We start from the raw sequence: 17,687 nt of genomic DNA on the forward strand, positions 1-17,687 counted from the left end.
AAAGGATGGAAGTTAATTCCATCCTTTTTCTTTTTTAATTAAGAAGACACATTTTAATTGACAATTGGTATTGTTATATCATTGGACTTTCTATTTTTGCAAAAAATTTAAATCATGAGTGTAATATATATTCTGGACCTTATTGGGACGCTAGTATTTGCCATAAGTGGAACATTGTCTGCGGCAAATAAAAAGCTTGATTTATTTGGGGCTTACTTTACTGGATTTATTACAGCCATTGGCGGTGGTACGCTAAGAGATGTGGTTTTAGGTAACTTCCCAGTTGCCTGGATTAGTGATTTAAATTATATCGTGATTATTAGTTTGGGGGTAGTTCTTACTTTTCTTTTCAAAAATACAATCATGACCTTAAAACGTACATTATTTCTTTTTGATACGATAGGAATTGGCGTTTTTACAATTATAGGGATTGAAAAATCATTGAACTTGGGAATTCATCCATTTCTGGCAATTATAATGGGTTTATTCTCTGCTGTCATGGGTGGTGTAATTCGAGATACCTTATGTAACGATATTCCATTAATTTTCAGAAAAGAAATTTATGCTACTGCATGTCTTGCAGGTGGAGTACTATTCATTTTATTAAACTCGTTAGGAATTAATTCTGCCTTAAATCAATTCCTAACCATTTCTTGTATTATTCTTTTTAGATTGCTTTGCATTAGGTTTAAAATCTCATTACCTGTATTAAAATACTAAGCGATAAGCCATTCCTGTTTCTTTTACGAGCCTAATTTCGTATATTTAATAAGCTCGTTAAAAAAGGATTCTAATGGCTAATAGAGAGAAAGAAATTTCCATAAACAAACAAGTTCTTCATTTTACTCCAGATGATTCCAGGGTCGTAACTCGTTTTTTTACACCAGGGAACAGCAAGCGTATTGAGAATATTTTTGAACGCATTTTCCTTTTGTCTGAGGAGGAGGCAAAAAAAATTTTAGATCAAACCTTAAAAAGTTTTTCCAAGCGCCATCGTAACATAAAGAGAATATTCAAGGACAATTTCGATAAAATTATTAAAACAACAGAATTCGAAAATGACTTTAGCTTAGAGCAAAAGCTATTGATTGGTTCTTATTTCACTATGGAATATTCCATTGAATCTGCTGCACTTTTTAATCCTTCTATTGTTGTTCATCCTGAAGCTATCGATTCTGAGTCTGGGAGATTAAAGGTTCTATTAAGTTTTAGAGCTGTAGGAGAAGGTCATATTTCTTCAATTGTTTTTAGACGAGGAATAATTAGGATGAATGGTGAATTACTGGTACAAAAAAACAGTGCTTTGGTTGAACGCGTAAACCGAACTCCTAATTCCATATATCTCAAAAGTGATTTTTGTCTGAAGTTAAGAGAAATTGGCACTTATGATTTGGTATCAAAAATAATGGACAATTTGTTGGATGAATTCACATTTGACGAACTGAAGGAAGCCATTCAAATATTCAGGAAAAAGAAGGATATAAAGCATAAAAAAGTAGGAAGAAGTAGCGAAGAGGCTATAGAAACACTACTTTGGTTGGCCAACGCTAATTATGAAATTAAATTTTCGCCTGAATTGGATATTAGTGCACGAGTAATTTTCCCTGTTTCAAATAATGAAATCAAAGGAGTTGAAGATGCCAGGTTTGTATTATTTAAAAATGGCAATGGTGCAGGAAAACATATTTACTATGCAACATATACAGCATACAATGGTTTTACAGCTTTACCACAATTAATAGAAACTATCGATTTTTGTCATTTTAAAGTATCCGTCCTTTTGGGTGAAGGGTCGAAAGGTAAAGGCATGGCCTTATTTCCAAGAAAGATAAATGGCAAATATGCAACTATTTCAAGAAATGATAATGAAAACCTGTACATCATGTTTTCTGACAATATAAAATATTGGGAAAATCCTATTCTATTGAAACCTCCGGCTTTTTATTGGGAATTTTTCCAAATTGGCAACTGTGGTTCTCCCATTGAAACTGAAAAAGGCTGGCTTCTTCTAATCCATGGAGTAGGTCCTGTTCGAACCTACACCATAAGTGCTATTCTGCTTGACCTTGAAGATCCAACAAAAGTTATCGGATTATTAAAGGATCCATTTTTAATTCCTAACGAACAAGAAAGAAACGGTTATGTGCCTAACGTTGTGTATTCATGTGGCGCAATTATTCACAATAACATGCTAATCCTTCCATATGCAATGTCTGATTCACGCTCTGGAATTGCATCCCTTAAAGTAAAGGAATTGTTTGATAAGATGATTTATTATTAATGCACTATTTTTCTGCTTGAATCCAATTGTTCTGGCCTATAATAGAATTGTGCACCTTCAATGGGCGGTACCAAAAGCTTTTGATACAATTCAATATGTCTATTGGCAATTTGGGTCCAATTAATTTTCTCATTATTAATCCTGATATTCTCCTGAAATTCAATCCTTAAGTCAGCATCTTGGAGCAAATTGGTAATATGATTTACATATTCATCATCATTTGAAGCATAAAATCCTCCTTTAACTTCTTCTATCCAGTTTTTGAAACTCATCAATTCGGATGTTACTACTGGTAACAATAAAGCTGATGCTTGGGCCAATACGCCACTTTGAGCTCCCTTAAGATAAGGAAGAGTCATAACATCAGCAGCACTCAAAATTGTATCTAAAGTAAACTGAGGAAATTTACCATAAATGATTTTAACATGTTTCTTAATTTCTGGCTTGTTCAGTAATTTATACAAGTGGTCCTTATATTCTGAATGCTCATTAATTCTACTTCTTGAAGCCATTAGCAAAACTAAATCTTTATTCTTTTCAACTAAGCGTGGTAATAATTCAATAATTTTCTCAAAGTTTTTGGTGGATCTCATATAGCCTGCTAATAAAAGTACTTGTTTGCCTTCTAATCCAAGCAATGCCTTTGCATTATTAATTCTCTTAACTTCACGCACTCCATGTGGAATAACAAGTATTGGTTTAGGACAATCATAGTTCTTCAAAAGAATATCTTTCTGAAAGTTTTCATGAACAATTATAGCACTGCTCAAATTTAAAATATGTTGAACGATTAATTTTTCTTGATATTTAAGATCTTCAAAAATGGTATGCAATGTTACAACAACAGGCGTATCTGCTAAATTACAGCGAATTAAAAACTCTACAATCTGAACACCACGCTGATCTCCAAATAAGCCAAACTCATGTTCAATTTGAACAATATCAGGAGTTAATCTTTCCACATAAAAGAACAATTTAGAAGCAATGTCCTTGTCATGTGGTGCATATACCTCAAATACATTATCTCCCTTTGCTCCAATTTGAGCCAATATTCTAATTTCTTTTCCTTTAGCGCTTACAGAATCACTTAAATATTGAGTGTAAGTTGCTATTCCGCATTCGGTAGGCGGATACGTTGAAACATATGCAATTCTCATAACAAGCTTAATTAAAACATTTTAATAGATCTTGTACACTTGTAATTGCAAGACAAACCGTCTCATCACAAGCTCCATAATAAATCCATAATTCTCCATTATCCTTTTCCACTATACCATTGGTGAAAACAACATTAGGAAAGAAGCCATTTTTCTCATATTCCATTTCAGGAATCAACACAGGTGCATCTAACTTTTTTAATATTTTAGTAGGATCCTGGAGGTCAAGAAGAAGTAATTTTAAGGAATAAATACTCTCTTCTCCTTTAGCATGGTAAATTACCAGCCAACCTTCATCGGTTTTAATAGGAGAGGAACCAGCGCCAATTTTTTGTTGTTCAGTTTTTGAACCATCAGGACGTAACAAACAAATATGTTCTCCCCAATTCATCATATCAGGAGAAGTGGCGTACCAAATAGAAGGCAATCCAAACCCCTTATTATCCGGGCGATGAATTGCTGCATATTTTCCATTCACTTTTTCAGGAAAAAATGCCACATCCTTGTTTAAAGGAGGGAAGACAATTCCCAGTTTTTCAACATTTATAAAGTCTAAGGTTTTAGCCAAATAAGTTACATATCCATCTCCTGAAACTGCAGTGTAATTAATGTAAAAAACGTTATCAATTTGAACTATTCTTGCATCTTCAACACCAAAACATTCACAATCTAGCGTAGGGAATATGAATGGTTTTTCCTCTACAACAAAGTGAATACCATCTTTACTTCGAGCCAACCTCAGGTGACTCATCGTCGTTAAATAATCCACACCTTTATAAAAATACCCTCGTGTATCTTTATAAATCAATTCAGGATCGTTCTTGTCAATTCTCATTACCTTGGCCTCTCCATTATGGTAATATGGAATGGTAATGTGATTTTCTTCAGGCAAAGAATTCTCAGCTATCCTAATCAAAAGAAGAATTTCATCTTTAAACTGTATTGCTCCAGGATTAAATGCTCCTAAAACCTTAAACGAAGGATTGGAAGCTTTAACATCTCTAGGGCAAATCAATGGATTACTTTTATGTCTCTTCATGATTTCAAGACATATCAATCAAATTGGTAAAATTTAAGTATTTGGCTGCATGCTCACCATAGGTATGTACTTTACCCTCTGAGATCTGATAGGTACAACGTTCACCATAAACTCCTGAGAATAAAATCTCATATTCATGATCCTCTTCATCCTGCATTACAATTTTGTAAATGTTCTCATGGATTCTTTTGTCCAATAAACTTTTGTGGCAACATGGACAAAACATAGATATTTTTTCATTGTTCTCCATTTCAAAATTAGCATGTTTAAGAATCTCATAATCACCAAGGTGTATACTAAATAAAAGAACCCCTTTTTGACCTTTTTCATTTTTCGCTGAAATTACAATTCTATCATTAACATTCAGATAGTTTCGACAATGTGGACATATATAATTTGCATTCATAACACTAAGTTTTAATAGTACGATACATATAAAAAATATACGTTTTTAAATGAAGAAAGTCAACTTAAATTAATTAATAATCAAGTATATAAATTATTAAATTTTAGCGTAAAACTTATAGAAAGTGATTTAGTTTAAGATCACACTTTCAAATCCATTTTAAATCGGTTATATTTGAATTGCGCCGAATTAAAATGGCAAAACACAATTAGATTTGAAATTATTAATAAATATTGTTCGTTGGGTAGCTAGATTTTTAGGAATATTTCTATTCCTATTTTTTGTTTGGTTTGCTATTGAAATAGGTTCTCCTGATTTGGATATGATGAGCAATCAGGAGGTGAAATTATTCATAGGAAATTTAATCATGTTAATGGGTTTAATTGTAGTTTGGAAATTTGAATTTATTGGATGTGTACTTTTAATTGGGGGATACATTTTTTTCTCCCTTGTAAATTACTCATTCTGGATAGGACCTATTTTCCCAATTTTCATGATAATTGGTATTCTTCACCTATTTTGTTGGCTTGCAGATGTTTTTCGAATTGCTAAAAAATTTAGTTTTTCTACTCGATTGTTTTTAAAATAATAGGGTACATAAAAACATTAAAAACGGGCAGATGTAGCATAAAAATTACTAATTTTGAGTCTTAACTAACTTAAAAAACATAAATTTAACCACATGTTAAACATTGCATTGTTCGGACCTCCTGGTGCCGGAAAGGGAACTCAGTCTAAAATGCTGGTTGAGAAGTATAATTTAGCATATATCTCAACTGGGGATATCCTTAGAAATGAAATTGCGGAAGGAACTGAACTTGGTCTACAAGCCAAAGATATAATCAAAAAAGGAGGCTTGGTACCCGATGAAATTATAGTTCAGATTATTGAAGAGAGAATTAAAACAAATACTGAAGTTAAAGGCTTTTTATTTGATGGTTTTCCTCGCACAACGGTACAGGCATATATTCTGGAAGGTTTACTTCTAAAGATGAACACAAAGTTAGATTGTATGTTGAGCTTGGAAGTTCCTGCGGATCAACTACGCAATCGTTTGCTTGACAGAGCAACAAAAGAGAACAGACCAGATGATACTGAAGAAGTAATCAATGTTAGATTAAAGGAATATGATACAAAAACTGCTCCGGTAGCTAATTTTTACAAGGAAAAGGAAATCTATCATGGGATTGATGGATTAGGTGGTATTAATCAGATTTTCGATCGTCTAACGAATGTTATTGATCAAACGCTTGAAAAATCTTGGATCAATTTAGTCCTTCTTGGACCTCCAGGATCAGGGAAAGGAACTCAGGGAAGAAAATTAGCAGAAAAATTCAACTTGGTTTATATTTCAACCGGACATTTAATGCGTCAGGAAATTAAGAAAGGAACCGAAATGGGTAAAAGTGCTAAAACTTATATCGAGAAAGGGGATATTGTTCCTGATGAAATTGCCATTAAACTAATTGAAAGGCAAATTAAAAAACATCCTAATGCAAATGGATTTATTTTTAAAGGATTCCCAAGAACAATTGTTCAGGCATATATATTGGATGGATTGCTAAGAAAACTTCAATCCACTGTTACTTCTGCCATTAATTTAAATGTACCTACATTAGAATCTATTAAAAGGTTAACAGCCCGAAGCAAAACACAGAGCAAAAGAGCTTATGATGCTGATACAGATATAATTATTCATCGATTGGAGCAGCATGAAAAAAGAAGTTCTAAAGTAAGTGAGTACTATTCGAAACAAAATAAACTAGAATTAGTTGATGGAGTTGGAGATGAAGATTTGGTTGCTGATCGACTTAGTGAAGCTGTTATAGAATCATTTAAAAAAATTAGATAATATAAATGCCGGTTTTGATTTAAAAACCGGCATTTTTTTTCGATAAAACACAAAATACACCGCTTGACAATCTCATTTTGATATTTTATCAAATCTGAGAAAAATTATTTTTTTATTTTGCTAACATTGTAGATGACACCAATCACTGTTCGGGTTTATGTATTTAGAAAAACCTACTATCAATAGTATTCTTAAAGGCTTAAAGGAACTTTCTGTTTCTGATAATACTCAATTTTTATTATTGATAGGAGAAAACTGTAAACTAAATCTGAAGGAACTAGTTCTTTCATTGAATAAAGCAAAACACTTATTTATAGGAGGAGTTTTTCCAAAAGTAATTTACAAAAGCATTACGTCCGATACTGGTATGATCATTAAAAAGATCGATTTGGATGTGGTTCCGATTTATTTCAACTCTGAAGAGGAGTTCTTAAATCAATTTGCAAACTATCACAACCATCAATTTACTACTGCATTTACTTTAATTGATGGTCTTTCCGAAAAGGCATCCGATCATTTGACTACATTATTTACACACTTAGGCAATAATGTTCGGTTCTTTGGTGGGGGTGTAGGCTGTTTGGAAACCAAAGATAAAGGCATCTTATTAACAAATGATGGTGTTTTTAATACAGGAACCATTATTGTTTTCCTCAATTCAAATACTAAAATGGACGCAAAACATGGTTGGCAGAAATCTGAAGGACCATTTATTGTCACCAAATCAGAAAAGAATTTAATTAAGGAACTCAATTGGGAAAATGCGTTCGAAGTATATCAAAAATGTCTCAAAGAAACCCAAAACCTAAATCTCACAAAAGAGAATTTCTCTTCTCATTCAATTCATTTTCCATTTGGAATCTATAAAGAAGACAGAGATTATATTGTTCGAGATCCATTTGAAGTAAATTCCAAGGGACACATAACCTGCGTGGGTAACATTCCAGAAAATTCATTAATTGATATCCTAGCAATAGAAAAAGACAAACTGGAAAATATCTCAAGCACAATGATAGCAAATTGTTTTGCAGAATCTGTAAATAATCCTATAGCTATAATGTTTAGCTGTATATCAAGAGTTAAACACTTACAAAATCGATTTGATAATGAATTGGAATCTTTTAACAATGAACTAGTTACAAATTTTCCTTATTGCGAATTAGAAGGTGCCTTATCTATAGGGGAAATATATTCCAGTGGAGAAGGATATTTGGAATTGCTTAACAAATCGATTGTTTTAGGACTAGCTTATTAATTTATAATAATGAATACAAATAGTTTAATTACTGATATATCGTTTCTATACGAACTTTCATTATCTGTAGGACAGTCTTTAGATAGAAAGGAAAACTGCAAAAATTTTTTACAAACTCTGATGTCTGGAAAAAATCTGGAGTTTGGAGGCGTATGGATTCGAAATTATAGCATTCCATATTCAGTAAAAACTACAGGCTATACAGTAATCTATTCACATCCACAAATCAAACTTGAACAAACTGATATAGAAGACTCTGACTTTTTAAACCGATGCTTTGAAGATAAAGATTCATTTTCAATTCCTTTAACAAGGGAAACAATAGAAGCTATTGGTTTTAAAAAGCAAGAGAAAGGTGTAATTACCTGCTACGAATTACAGGATTTGGGTTTTATTGTTTTGTATTCGTCTGCTCAAAACAAAATTTGGAATGAAATTGAACAAAGAAAACTTAAAAATGTAATAAATAAATTTGCTATTTCTGTAAAAGCATGTTTGCTCCATGAAAAATCTATTCTCGATCTTATTACAATTTCCAAAACTCAGAAAGAATTAGAGAAAGCAAAGAAAGCAGCAGAAGAATCCAATGAATTAAAATCGGCATTTCTTTCAAATATCAGCCATGAATTTAGAACTCCTATTAATGCAATAATTGGCTTTTCAAATCTATTAAAAAATCAAGATATTGATCAAATAGAACAAAAAGAGTTTGTTGATAACATTCTGAATAGTAGCAGTAAACTACTTAAGATGGTGAATAATTTATTGTATGTATCAAAAGTTGATTCAAATCAACTAAATTACACCTTGAAAACCTTTAAAATCAATGAAACATTAAGGGAAGTAAAAGCTCATTTGAGCGCTCAGCTCACCAATAAGCCTCAAGTAAATTTTAAATTGGTATTTCCTAATAATTCCGAGAATATACAAATTAAATCGGATCGAGATAAATTGATTCAAATAATGGATAGTTTGGTGGATAATGCCATTAAATTTACGTATACCGGCAATGTTGAATTAGGATACTACATAGATGACAACTCAATACCAGTGTTTTACATAAGAGATACAGGTATAGGAATTTCGCATCAAAAACAGAACCATATATTTGAAGTTTTTCGTCAATTGGATTATGAAGCCAATAGAAAATTCGAAGGATTTGGATTAGGGCTTACTTTGTGTAAAAAATTAATTCAATTGTTAGAGGGTGAAATATGGTTTGATTCGGAAGAAGGTATTGGATCAAACTTTTATTTCAGATTATCTGGCAATGGTAGAATTCAAATGGACTTATTGAATGATGCAAAACCTGACTCTGACAATAGCCTAAGTTCCATTAATGATTTAGACTTTTCTGAAAAGAATATTTTAATTGCAGAAGATGTGAAATCTAATTTTAATTATTTAAACGCGATTATAGAATTAACCGACGCATCAGTGGTTTGGGCTAAAAATGGAAAAGAGGCAATTCAAATCTGTCGTCATAACAACCCAAAAATCGATTTGGTTTTAATGGATATCAGAATGCCTGAAATAAGTGGTATGGAAGCTATTAAGCAGATTAAAGACACAAATAAATCAATTCCTGTAATTGTACAAACTGCATATGCAATGAATAATGAACGTGAAGAATGTTTGCTTGCAGGAGCTGATCATTTTATTACCAAACCAATTGATCCAAGAAAATTAATTCAGATACTTCAAGATTATTTATAGAACATAGAATAGTAATGTATTGATATGCTGCAATATAAAAGTCTTATAATTCATATTATGTTATTTTTATATAGATAAAAAAAAGGAACCAATTTTATGGTTCCTTTTTTGGTTTTATTCCATGCTATCCAATTGAGCCTTCACCTCGTTATATTTTTCTAAATAAAGTTCTTTTTGATTTCTAAGTTTAAAATAAATCTCCTTCAAAATCATCAAGGAATTCTTTTCACCTGGGTTTACTTCAAGTGCACTTTCGAAATATGGTATTACTTTTTCGTACTCGCTATACACCACTTTTAATGCTTCGTTGTATTTTTTAGCATCCATAATTTCATTAACTTCTTTATGATGCTTACTAACTTTATTTGCTTCTATAATGGCCAAATTATATCTAGGAATAAACTTTCCAGGATCTAATTCTATTGATTTTTTATACATTGCAACGGCGTTTTCCAACTCTCCCATTTTATCATACAATTGCCCTTTTGCACTATAAAAAGATGCATTATTGGGATCCAAAGCTATCGCTTTATCAAGATAATCTGCAGCTTTCTGTGGTTCTCCTCCAAACATGTAATAATTGATCAATTCAACAAGCATATCTGAATCATTTGGAAACAATTCAAATCCTTTGTGGATATATTCTACAGCCTCTTTTTCATTATCATTTGCTTTTAACACTTTCGACAAATAAGCATATGTTTTTGCCCCGCCATAGTTGTAATCAATAGATTGCTTGTAGTACTTAATGGCTTTCTCAAAATTTTCAGCTTTTTGAGCAGCCATACCAGCATTAAAAATAACCGCTGTATCTACTACAGGATTATCTTTAAATAAATCCATGGACTCAATTTCAAGAACTTTTTCAAATGCAGACAATGCTCCCGCATAATCTCTATTGTTATAGCAGTTCACAGCTTCGTTTGTGAAATCAGGAATCATATTAGTCATTTGAATTTTTACAGGTTTAAGCATCTTCCCTTTTTGATCTAACTCAAGTGCTTTTAAATATGCCGCATAAGCAATATCTAAAGGATTTCTCTCTAAGTTCTTATATGCTGGAAGTGGACTTTCAAAAATACCTTGGTAAACTTTACCTTTTATAAGGTAGGCCTTTGGGTAGTCTACGCATTTTTCGTTCTGAATTCCTTCATCAATAGCTTCTTTAGCTTTATCTAACTTACCTGATATAAGATAGTTTTGCGCTCCGGTAACCTTACTTTTTTGTGCGAATACAGAAGAAACGCTCAAAATCATAACTAAAATGAATAATATTTTTCTCATGCTTTCTATAATTAAACTTAATAATGTTTAAATGTATAAAAAAAAGAGGGAAACACAATGTTTCCCTCTTTTTTATGTCAATATAGAAATCTTATTCCATTCCGTCCAACTTAGCTTTCACTTCGTTGTATTTTTCTAAATAAGATTCATTTTCATTTCTAAGCTTGAAATATAATTCTTTCAATGTAATTAATGAGTTTTTCTCATCTGGTTGCATTTCAAGAACTTTTTCAAAATATGGAATTACTTTTTCATACTCTTCGTAAACAACTTTAATTGCTGCGTTGTACTTTTTAGCATCCATAATTTCATTCGCTTCCTTGTGCTTTGCAATTGCTGCATTCAATTTCAAAAGCCCTAAGTTATACTGAGATGTATAATCATCTGGAGTTAATTCTAAAGCTTTTATGTACATTTCCTCAGCTTTTGCAGGCTCTTTAGTCTTTTCATATAAAGTACCTTTTGCACGATAGAAAGAACCGTTATTAGGATCTAAAGCAATTGCTTTGTCAAGGTAATCTGCAGCTTTTTGAGGCTCTCCTCCCAACATATAGTAGTTAATTAGCTCAACTAACATCCATGAATCATTTGGGAACAACTCAAATCCCTTGTGAAGGTATTTTACTGCTTCTTGTTCATTACCATTCGTCTTTAAAGCATTAGCCAAGTTAGCATATGATTTAGCTCCTCCATAGTTGTAATCAATAGATTGCTTGTAATACTTAATGGCTTTCTCCAAATTTTCGGCTTTTTGGGCAGCCATACCAGCATTAAAAATAACTGCAGTATCTACTACAGGATTATCTTTAAACATATCCATAGCTTCAATTTCCAACACTCTTTCAAAAGCAACTAGTGCTCCAGCGTAATCGCCATCGTTATAGCGATTTACTGCTTCATTGGTGTAATCAGGAATCATATTGGTCATCTGTGCTTTTACAGGCTTAACCATTTTCCCTTTTTCATCCAATTCTAAAGCTTTCAAGTATGCAGCATAAGCAACGTCAAGTGGATTTTTATCCAAATCTTTATATGCAGGAAGTGGACTTTCAAAAATACCTTGATACACTTTTCCTTTTATAAGATAAGCTTTTGAATAGTTTACACATTTTTCATGCTGAATTCCTTCATCAATAGCTTCTTTAGCTTTATCTAACTTACCAGAAGTAAGAAAGTTTTGTGCTCCGGTAACCTTACTTTTTTGTGCGAATACAGCTGAAACGCTCAAAATCATAACCAGAATTAATGATAATTTTCTCATAATCAATGTTTAGTTTTTATAACAATCTCGAACAAAAATATACCTTTCTTTGAAAATTCGAACAAGATTAATCACTTTATAATAATTCTAAGTATCAAAATACTATTCTTCACCATTTTCCGTTGCTTGCTCCGATCCATTTTCTTCATCTTCTCCATTGGATGAATTTACTTTCGCTACTGCAGCAATAGCATCGCTCTTCTTACTCAAATTAATCAAACGAACCCCTTGAGTCGCGCGTCCCATCACTCGCAGATCAGAAACTGCCAATCGAATGGTAATACCTGATTTGTTGATAATCATCAAATCATCATTATCAGTAACATTCTTAATAGCTATCAAATCACCGGTTTTTTCGGTAATACTTATGGTTTTAACACCTTTACCACCTCTATTGGTAATTCTGTAATCATCAATATTTGATCTCTTACCATAACCATTTTCCGAAACAACAAGAATATCCTCTTCTCCATTCTCAACACATATCATGCCAACAACTTCATCACTCTCGTCTTTCAGCGTAATTCCACGCACTCCAGAGGCGGTTCTACCCATTGAACGAACCTGATCTTCAGCAAATCGAATGGCTTTACCCGAACGTCCGGCAATTACAATTTCATTTTTACCATTGGTAAGTTTTGCTTCAAGAAGTTGATCTCCTTCACGAACGGTAATTGCATTTACTCCATTTACTCTAGGACGAGAATAAGCTTCAAGAGGAGTTTTCTTAACAACACCTTTTTTGGTACATAGAACAATGTAATTGTTGTGAATATACTCTTCTTCTTTTAGGTTAAGAACATTAATATAAGCCTTCACATTGTCATCTGGCTCAATATTCAACAGATTTTGAATGGCTCTCCCCTTCGATTGCTTAGTTCCTTCTGGAATTTCGTATACTTTAAGCCAGAAGCATTTTCCTTTCTCTGTAAAGAACAACATAGTATTATGCATGGTTGCCATAATCATGTGCTCAAGAAAATCTTCTTCTCTAGTAATTGATCCTTTCGAACCAACACCACCTCTATTCTGTGTCTTGAATTCTGCTAATGGAGTACGCTTAATGTAACCCATGTGAGAAATCGTAATCACCATTTCCTCGTCAGCATAGAAATCTTCAGGATTAAATTCTTCAGAAGCATAAACAATATCGGTTCTTCTTTCATCACCGTATTTTGCTTTTACTTCTAACAATTCTTCTTTAATGATATCCATTCTCATCGATTCATTGGCAAGAATTTCCTTCAAGTGATCGATCAGCTTCATCAACTCTTCGTATTCTGCATGCAATTTTTCACGTTCTAAGCCTGTTAGCTTCTGCAAACGCATGTCAAGAATTGCTTTAGCTTGAATTTCATCCAACTCAAAGTTGCTCATCAATCCACTCTTCGCTTCATCCGGAGTTTTAGAACCTCTGATCAATGCAATCACTTCATCAATATGATCCAAAGCAATAATCAATCCTTTTAGGATGTGTGCTTTATTTTCAGCTTGTCTTAATTCATATTGAGTTCTGCGTACAACAACATCATGTCTATGCTCTACGAAATTATCAATCAAATCACGTAGGTTAAGCAATTTTGGACGACCTTTTACCAGTGCAATATTGTTTACACTAAAAGAGGCTTGCATTTGCGTGTATTTAAATAATTTATTCAATACAACATTTGCAATTGCATCTCTCTTAAGATCGAAAACGATTCTCATACCATTACGGTCTGATTCATCGTTTACATTCGAAATTCCATCAATCTTTTTATCGTTGATTAAATCAGCAGCCTTCATAATAAGCTCTGCTTTATTAACCATGTAAGGAATTTCAGTCACAATTATCTTTTCACGGCCTTTTTCATCCGTTTCAATGTTTGTCTTGGCACGAACAACTACGCGACCTTTACCTGTCTCAAATGCCTCTCTAACACCTTGATATCCATATATCGTTCCACCTGTTGGAAAATCAGGAGCCTTTATAATTTTAATAAGCTCATCCATTTCCACTTCTTTATTATCAATGGTGGTTACAATCGCATCTATAGTATCCGATAAATTATGCGGAGGCATATTGGTTGCCATACCTACTGCAATACCAGAAGCACCATTTACAAGAAGGTTAGGAATACGGGTTGGAAGTACAGTGGGCTCCTTTAATGATTCATCAAAGTTTGGAACCATATCAACAGTATCTTTATCCAGATCCGATAGGATTTCTTCAGCAATCTTATCCATTCTTGCTTCTGTATAACGCATAGCAGCAGGACTATCGCCATCTACAGAACCAAAGTTCCCTTGCCCGTCAATCAATGGGTATCGTAAAGACCAGTGCTGAGCCATACGAACCATGGTCATGTATACAGAGCTATCACCATGCGGGTGATATTTCCCCAGTACCTCACCAACAATTCTTGCTGATTTCTTATACGGTTTATTTGCTGTGATACCTAACTCGCCCATTCCGAAAAGTACTCTTCGGTGAACCGGTTTTAAGCCGTCTCTAACATCTGGCAAAGCTCTGGAAACAATAACCGACATCGAATAATCGATATAGGCTGATTTCATTTCCTCCTCGATGTTGATACGAATAATTCTTTCTCCCGTAGTCATCTATAATTAATTTAAAATTCTAAACTTTTCTCAGAACTACAAAAGTAACAAAATATGTGATTTTTGCGTAAGAAAAGCAGCTATATTTGCGTGTAGATTAAGATAAATATTTGACATTTTTACTTTATAGCTTGATTTCTAGTTTAATTCCGATTCCAATTGAGTTTTTAATTGAAATTTGATCTGGAAATTAGGCTGTATCTAATATTTTTTCATTATTTTAATGTTGCTTTAATCAAATCGACAGATATATAGTCGAATATTGACAATCATTTAGAATATAATTAAAAGACCTACTATATGGATTCAAAATTTTCACCTCGTATTAAAGATGTTCTTTCATACAGCAAAGAAGAAGCTGAAAGGCTTGGAAACAGTGCTATTGGAACGGAACATTTATTTTTAGGGATTCTTCGTGAAGGTGAAGGCATTGCTGTTGATATCCTTATCTCTTTGGGTGTTGATCTTTACGACATCAGAAAAAACATTGAAAGGGAAATTAAATCAGATACAATTACTGATTTAGATCAAAACAACATTCCTTTACAACGATCAGCTGAAAGAGTTCTTAAATTGATTTATTTAGAGGCTAAGGCCCTAAAAAATAACACCATTGATACCAGTCATTTACTCCTAGCTATTTTAAAGGATGACAAGAGTATGGTTACTCAAATATTAGAGGACCAAACCATCGACTATAATAAGGTAAAAGAAAACTTAAAAACCTTATTCCCTAAAGCTCAGGCTGATTTTCCTTCCGAAGAGCGTGAAGGAAAAGGTGGTTTGTCTGGTGGATCAAAAGGATCAAGTACTCGTGGTAAATCTGAAACTCCTGTATTGGATAATTTTGGTATTGATATCACAAAATCTGCCGAAGAAGGAACTCTGGACCCTATTGTGGGTAGAGAGACAGAAATTGAACGATTAGCGCAAATCCTAAGTCGTCGTAAAAAGAACAATCCTATTCTGATTGGTGAACCTGGCGTTGGTAAATCTGCTATCGCGGAAGGATTGGCTCTTAGAATTGTTCAAAAGAAAGTTTCGAGAGTGTTATTTGGGAAACGAGTGGTAACCTTAGATTTGGCTTCTATTGTTGCAGGAACAAAGTATCGTGGACAATTCGAAGAAAGAATGAAAGCCATTCTAAATGAACTCTCCAAAACAACAGATATAATCTTGTTTATCGATGAGATTCATACCATTGTTGGAGCTGGTGGTGCAACTGGCTCATTAGATGCTGCGAACATGTTAAAACCAGCTCTTGCACGTGGAGAAATTCAATGTATTGGAGCAACAACCCTTGATGAATATCGGCAGAATATAGAGAAAGACGGTGCTTTGGAAAGACGTTTCCAAAAAGTGATGGTTGAACCTACTTCTGCAGAAGAAACTATTGAGATTCTTAACAACATCAAAGAACGTTACGAAGATCATCACAATGTATACTACACCGAAGAAGCTATTAAGGCTTGTGTAAAACTAACATCAAGATATATAAGCGACAGATACCTTCCGGACAAAGCAATTGATGCCTTGGATGAAGCTGGTTCTCGTGTTCACATTTCGAACATTCACGTTCCGGTAATTATTGAAGAGTTAGAGAAAAAAATTGAAGAGACTCGTCAAAATAAAATTAAAGCTGTAAAAGCACAGAAGTTTGAGTTGGCAGCTAGCTTCAGAGATAAGGAGAAAAACTTTACTGAAGATCTTGAAAAGGAAAAAGACAAGTGGGAAAAAGAACTAAGTGAGAAAAAGGAAAAAGTTTCTGAAGAAGATATTGCGGAAGTTGTGGCAATGATGACAGGAGTTCCTGTTAAGAGAATTGCACAAGCTGAAGGTTCTCGCTTACTTAAAATGGATGAAGAATTGCAAGGTAAAGTAATTGGTCAGGATGATGCAATTGCTAAAATTGTAAAAGCCATTCAACGTAATCGTGCTGGTTTAAAAGACCCTAACAAGCCCATTGGAACATTTATTTTCTTAGGTCCTACAGGAGTTGGTAAAACCCAACTTGCTAAGGTTCTTTCCGAATACCTATTCGACAGCACAGACGCTTTGATTCGTATAGATATGAGTGAATACATGGAAAAATTTGCTGTATCAAGATTGGTTGGAGCTCCTCCGGGGTACGTTGGGTATGAAGAAGGTGGACAACTGACCGAAAAAGTAAGAAGAAAGCCTTATTCAGTTGTACTTCTGGATGAAATTGAAAAAGCACATCCTGATGTATTCAATATTCTACTTCAATTGCTGGATGATGGTCAGTTAACAGATAGTCTTGGCCGTAGAGTCGATTTCAAAAATTCTATCATCATCATGACATCTAATATTGGTAGTCGTGAGTTGAAAGATTTTGGCAAAGGCATTGGTTTCCAAACTGGTGGAAATGATTCAAATGATTATGCCAATAGCATTATTCAAAAGGCATTGAAAAAAGCCTTTGCTCCTGAATTTCTGAACAGAATTGATGATTTGATCATGTTCAATTCATTAACTCAAAAGGATATTCATAAGATTATCGACATAGAACTTAACGGATTATACAGGAGAGTTAAAGATCTAGGATACAATATCAAAATTTCGACTGCTGCAAAAGATTTTATCGCTGAAAAAGGATATGATGTTCAGTTTGGGGCAAGGCCTCTAAAAAGAGCTATTCAAAAGTACCTGGAAGATGAAATGGCGGAAGTTATTATTAAAGCTAGTATCTCTGAAGGTGATACAATTTCGGTAGGTTTAGACAAATCGAAACAAAAAATCACCACCAAAATATTAAAGGCTCAAAAAGAGCTAGAATAAAAAATAAGCCGGAGAGTTAATCTCCGGTTTTTTTTA

General features: G+C 33.4%; 13 protein-coding genes. 7 read left to right on the forward strand and 6 right to left on the reverse strand.

Annotated elements, in window-relative coordinates; translation table 11 throughout:
* The first annotated feature begins 114 nt into the window (after positions 1-114).
* A complete protein-coding gene (locus tag ACKPCA_RS05675; RefSeq protein WP_321281853.1) occupies positions 115-720 on the forward strand; it encodes a trimeric intracellular cation channel family protein in 606 nt (201 codons plus the stop codon).
* Positions 721-793: 73 nt separating this feature from the next.
* Entirely contained in the window at positions 794-2,281 is a 1,488-nt protein-coding gene (locus ACKPCA_RS05680; RefSeq protein ID WP_321281854.1) for a glycoside hydrolase family 130 protein, read from the forward strand.
* Here ACKPCA_RS05680 and ACKPCA_RS05685 read toward each other — a convergent pair.
* The 3 genes from ACKPCA_RS05685 to ACKPCA_RS05695 are packed head-to-tail and all read right to left on the reverse strand — an operon-like array spanning position 2,278 to position 4,883.
* The gene (locus ACKPCA_RS05685; RefSeq protein ID WP_321281855.1) at positions 2,278-3,438 is read right to left on the reverse strand and encodes a glycosyltransferase; all 1,161 of its coding nucleotides are present in this window, start codon (positions 3,436-3,438) and stop codon (positions 2,278-2,280) included. The genes ACKPCA_RS05680 and ACKPCA_RS05685 overlap by 4 nt on opposite strands.
* A gap of 7 nt (positions 3,439-3,445) precedes the next feature.
* Positions 3,446-4,477, reverse strand: a complete 1,032-nt coding sequence (locus ACKPCA_RS05690) for a glycoside hydrolase family 130 protein (RefSeq protein WP_321281856.1) — start codon at positions 4,475-4,477, stop codon at positions 3,446-3,448.
* Positions 4,478-4,481: 4 nt separating this feature from the next.
* Positions 4,482-4,883: a hypothetical protein gene (locus ACKPCA_RS05695; RefSeq protein WP_054723054.1), complete on the reverse strand. Its 402-nt coding sequence runs from the start codon at positions 4,881-4,883 to the stop codon at positions 4,482-4,484.
* A gap of 214 nt (positions 4,884-5,097) precedes the next feature.
* Between ACKPCA_RS05695 and ACKPCA_RS05700 the strand changes: the two genes are divergently transcribed.
* The 4 genes from ACKPCA_RS05700 (at position 5,098) to ACKPCA_RS05715 (ending at position 9,706) form a co-directional block, all read left to right on the forward strand.
* A complete protein-coding gene (locus ACKPCA_RS05700) occupies positions 5,098-5,472 on the forward strand; it encodes a DUF7670 domain-containing protein (RefSeq protein WP_321281857.1) in 375 nt (124 codons plus the stop codon).
* Positions 5,473-5,565: 93 nt separating this feature from the next.
* A complete protein-coding gene (locus ACKPCA_RS05705) occupies positions 5,566-6,735 on the forward strand; it encodes an adenylate kinase (protein WP_321281858.1) in 1,170 nt (389 codons plus the stop codon).
* Positions 6,736-6,892: 157 nt separating this feature from the next.
* Entirely contained in the window at positions 6,893-7,990 is a 1,098-nt protein-coding gene (locus ACKPCA_RS05710; protein WP_321281859.1) for an FIST signal transduction protein, read from the forward strand.
* Positions 7,991-7,999: 9 nt separating this feature from the next.
* On the forward strand, positions 8,000-9,706 hold the full coding sequence (locus ACKPCA_RS05715) for a hybrid sensor histidine kinase/response regulator (RefSeq protein WP_321281860.1): 1,707 nt from the start codon (positions 8,000-8,002) through the stop codon (positions 9,704-9,706).
* 114 nt (positions 9,707-9,820) lie between these two features.
* On the opposite strand, the gene ACKPCA_RS05720 is transcribed toward ACKPCA_RS05715, so the two are convergent.
* The 3 genes from ACKPCA_RS05720 to gyrA form a co-directional block, all read right to left on the reverse strand.
* Positions 9,821-10,990, reverse strand: coding sequence for a tetratricopeptide repeat protein (locus ACKPCA_RS05720; protein WP_321281861.1), 1,170 nt, complete (start codon positions 10,988-10,990; stop codon positions 9,821-9,823).
* A gap of 91 nt (positions 10,991-11,081) precedes the next feature.
* Entirely contained in the window at positions 11,082-12,251 is a 1,170-nt protein-coding gene (locus tag ACKPCA_RS05725; protein ID WP_321281862.1) for a tetratricopeptide repeat protein, read from the reverse strand.
* 102 nt (positions 12,252-12,353) lie between these two features.
* Positions 12,354-14,852, reverse strand: coding sequence for a DNA gyrase subunit A (gene gyrA, locus ACKPCA_RS05730; protein WP_054722930.1), 2,499 nt, complete (start codon positions 14,850-14,852; stop codon positions 12,354-12,356).
* Between the two features lie 300 nt (positions 14,853-15,152).
* On the opposite strand from gyrA, the gene ACKPCA_RS05735 reads away from it, so the two are divergent.
* Complete coding sequence (locus tag ACKPCA_RS05735; protein ID WP_321281863.1) at positions 15,153-17,651, forward strand: ATP-dependent Clp protease ATP-binding subunit; 2,499 nt, start codon at positions 15,153-15,155, stop codon at positions 17,649-17,651.
* The last annotated feature ends 36 nt before the right edge of the window (positions 17,652-17,687 follow it).

Source organism: Marinifilum fragile, assembly GCF_963677365.1.
GTDB classification, from domain to species: Bacteria; Bacteroidota; Bacteroidia; order Bacteroidales; family Marinifilaceae; genus Marinifilum; species Marinifilum fragile.

What these genes read in the sequence shown, in the direction of transcription:
- ACKPCA_RS05675 (WP_321281853.1), top strand. Translation starts at nt 115, where the DNA reads ATGAGTGTAATATATATTCTGGACCTTATTGGGACGCTAGTATTTGCC.
- ACKPCA_RS05680 (WP_321281854.1), top strand. Translation starts at nt 794, where the DNA reads ATGGCTAATAGAGAGAAAGAAATTTCCATAAACAAACAAGTTCTTCAT.
- ACKPCA_RS05685 (WP_321281855.1), bottom strand. Translation starts at nt 3,438, where the DNA reads ATGAGAATTGCATATGTTTCAACGTATCCGCCTACCGAATGCGGAATA.
- ACKPCA_RS05690 (WP_321281856.1), bottom strand. Translation starts at nt 4,477, where the DNA reads ATGAAGAGACATAAAAGTAATCCATTGATTTGCCCTAGAGATGTTAAA.
- ACKPCA_RS05695 (WP_054723054.1), bottom strand. Translation starts at nt 4,883, where the DNA reads ATGAATGCAAATTATATATGTCCACATTGTCGAAACTATCTGAATGTT.
- ACKPCA_RS05705 (WP_321281858.1), top strand. Translation starts at nt 5,566, where the DNA reads ATGTTAAACATTGCATTGTTCGGACCTCCTGGTGCCGGAAAGGGAACT.
- ACKPCA_RS05710 (WP_321281859.1), top strand. Translation starts at nt 6,893, where the DNA reads ATGTATTTAGAAAAACCTACTATCAATAGTATTCTTAAAGGCTTAAAG.
- ACKPCA_RS05715 (WP_321281860.1), top strand. Translation starts at nt 8,000, where the DNA reads ATGAATACAAATAGTTTAATTACTGATATATCGTTTCTATACGAACTT.
- ACKPCA_RS05720 (WP_321281861.1), bottom strand. Translation starts at nt 10,990, where the DNA reads ATGAGAAAAATATTATTCATTTTAGTTATGATTTTGAGCGTTTCTTCT.
- ACKPCA_RS05725 (WP_321281862.1), bottom strand. Translation starts at nt 12,251, where the DNA reads ATGAGAAAATTATCATTAATTCTGGTTATGATTTTGAGCGTTTCAGCT.
- gyrA (WP_054722930.1), bottom strand. Translation starts at nt 14,852, where the DNA reads ATGACTACGGGAGAAAGAATTATTCGTATCAACATCGAGGAGGAAATG.
- ACKPCA_RS05735 (WP_321281863.1), top strand. Translation starts at nt 15,153, where the DNA reads ATGGATTCAAAATTTTCACCTCGTATTAAAGATGTTCTTTCATACAGC.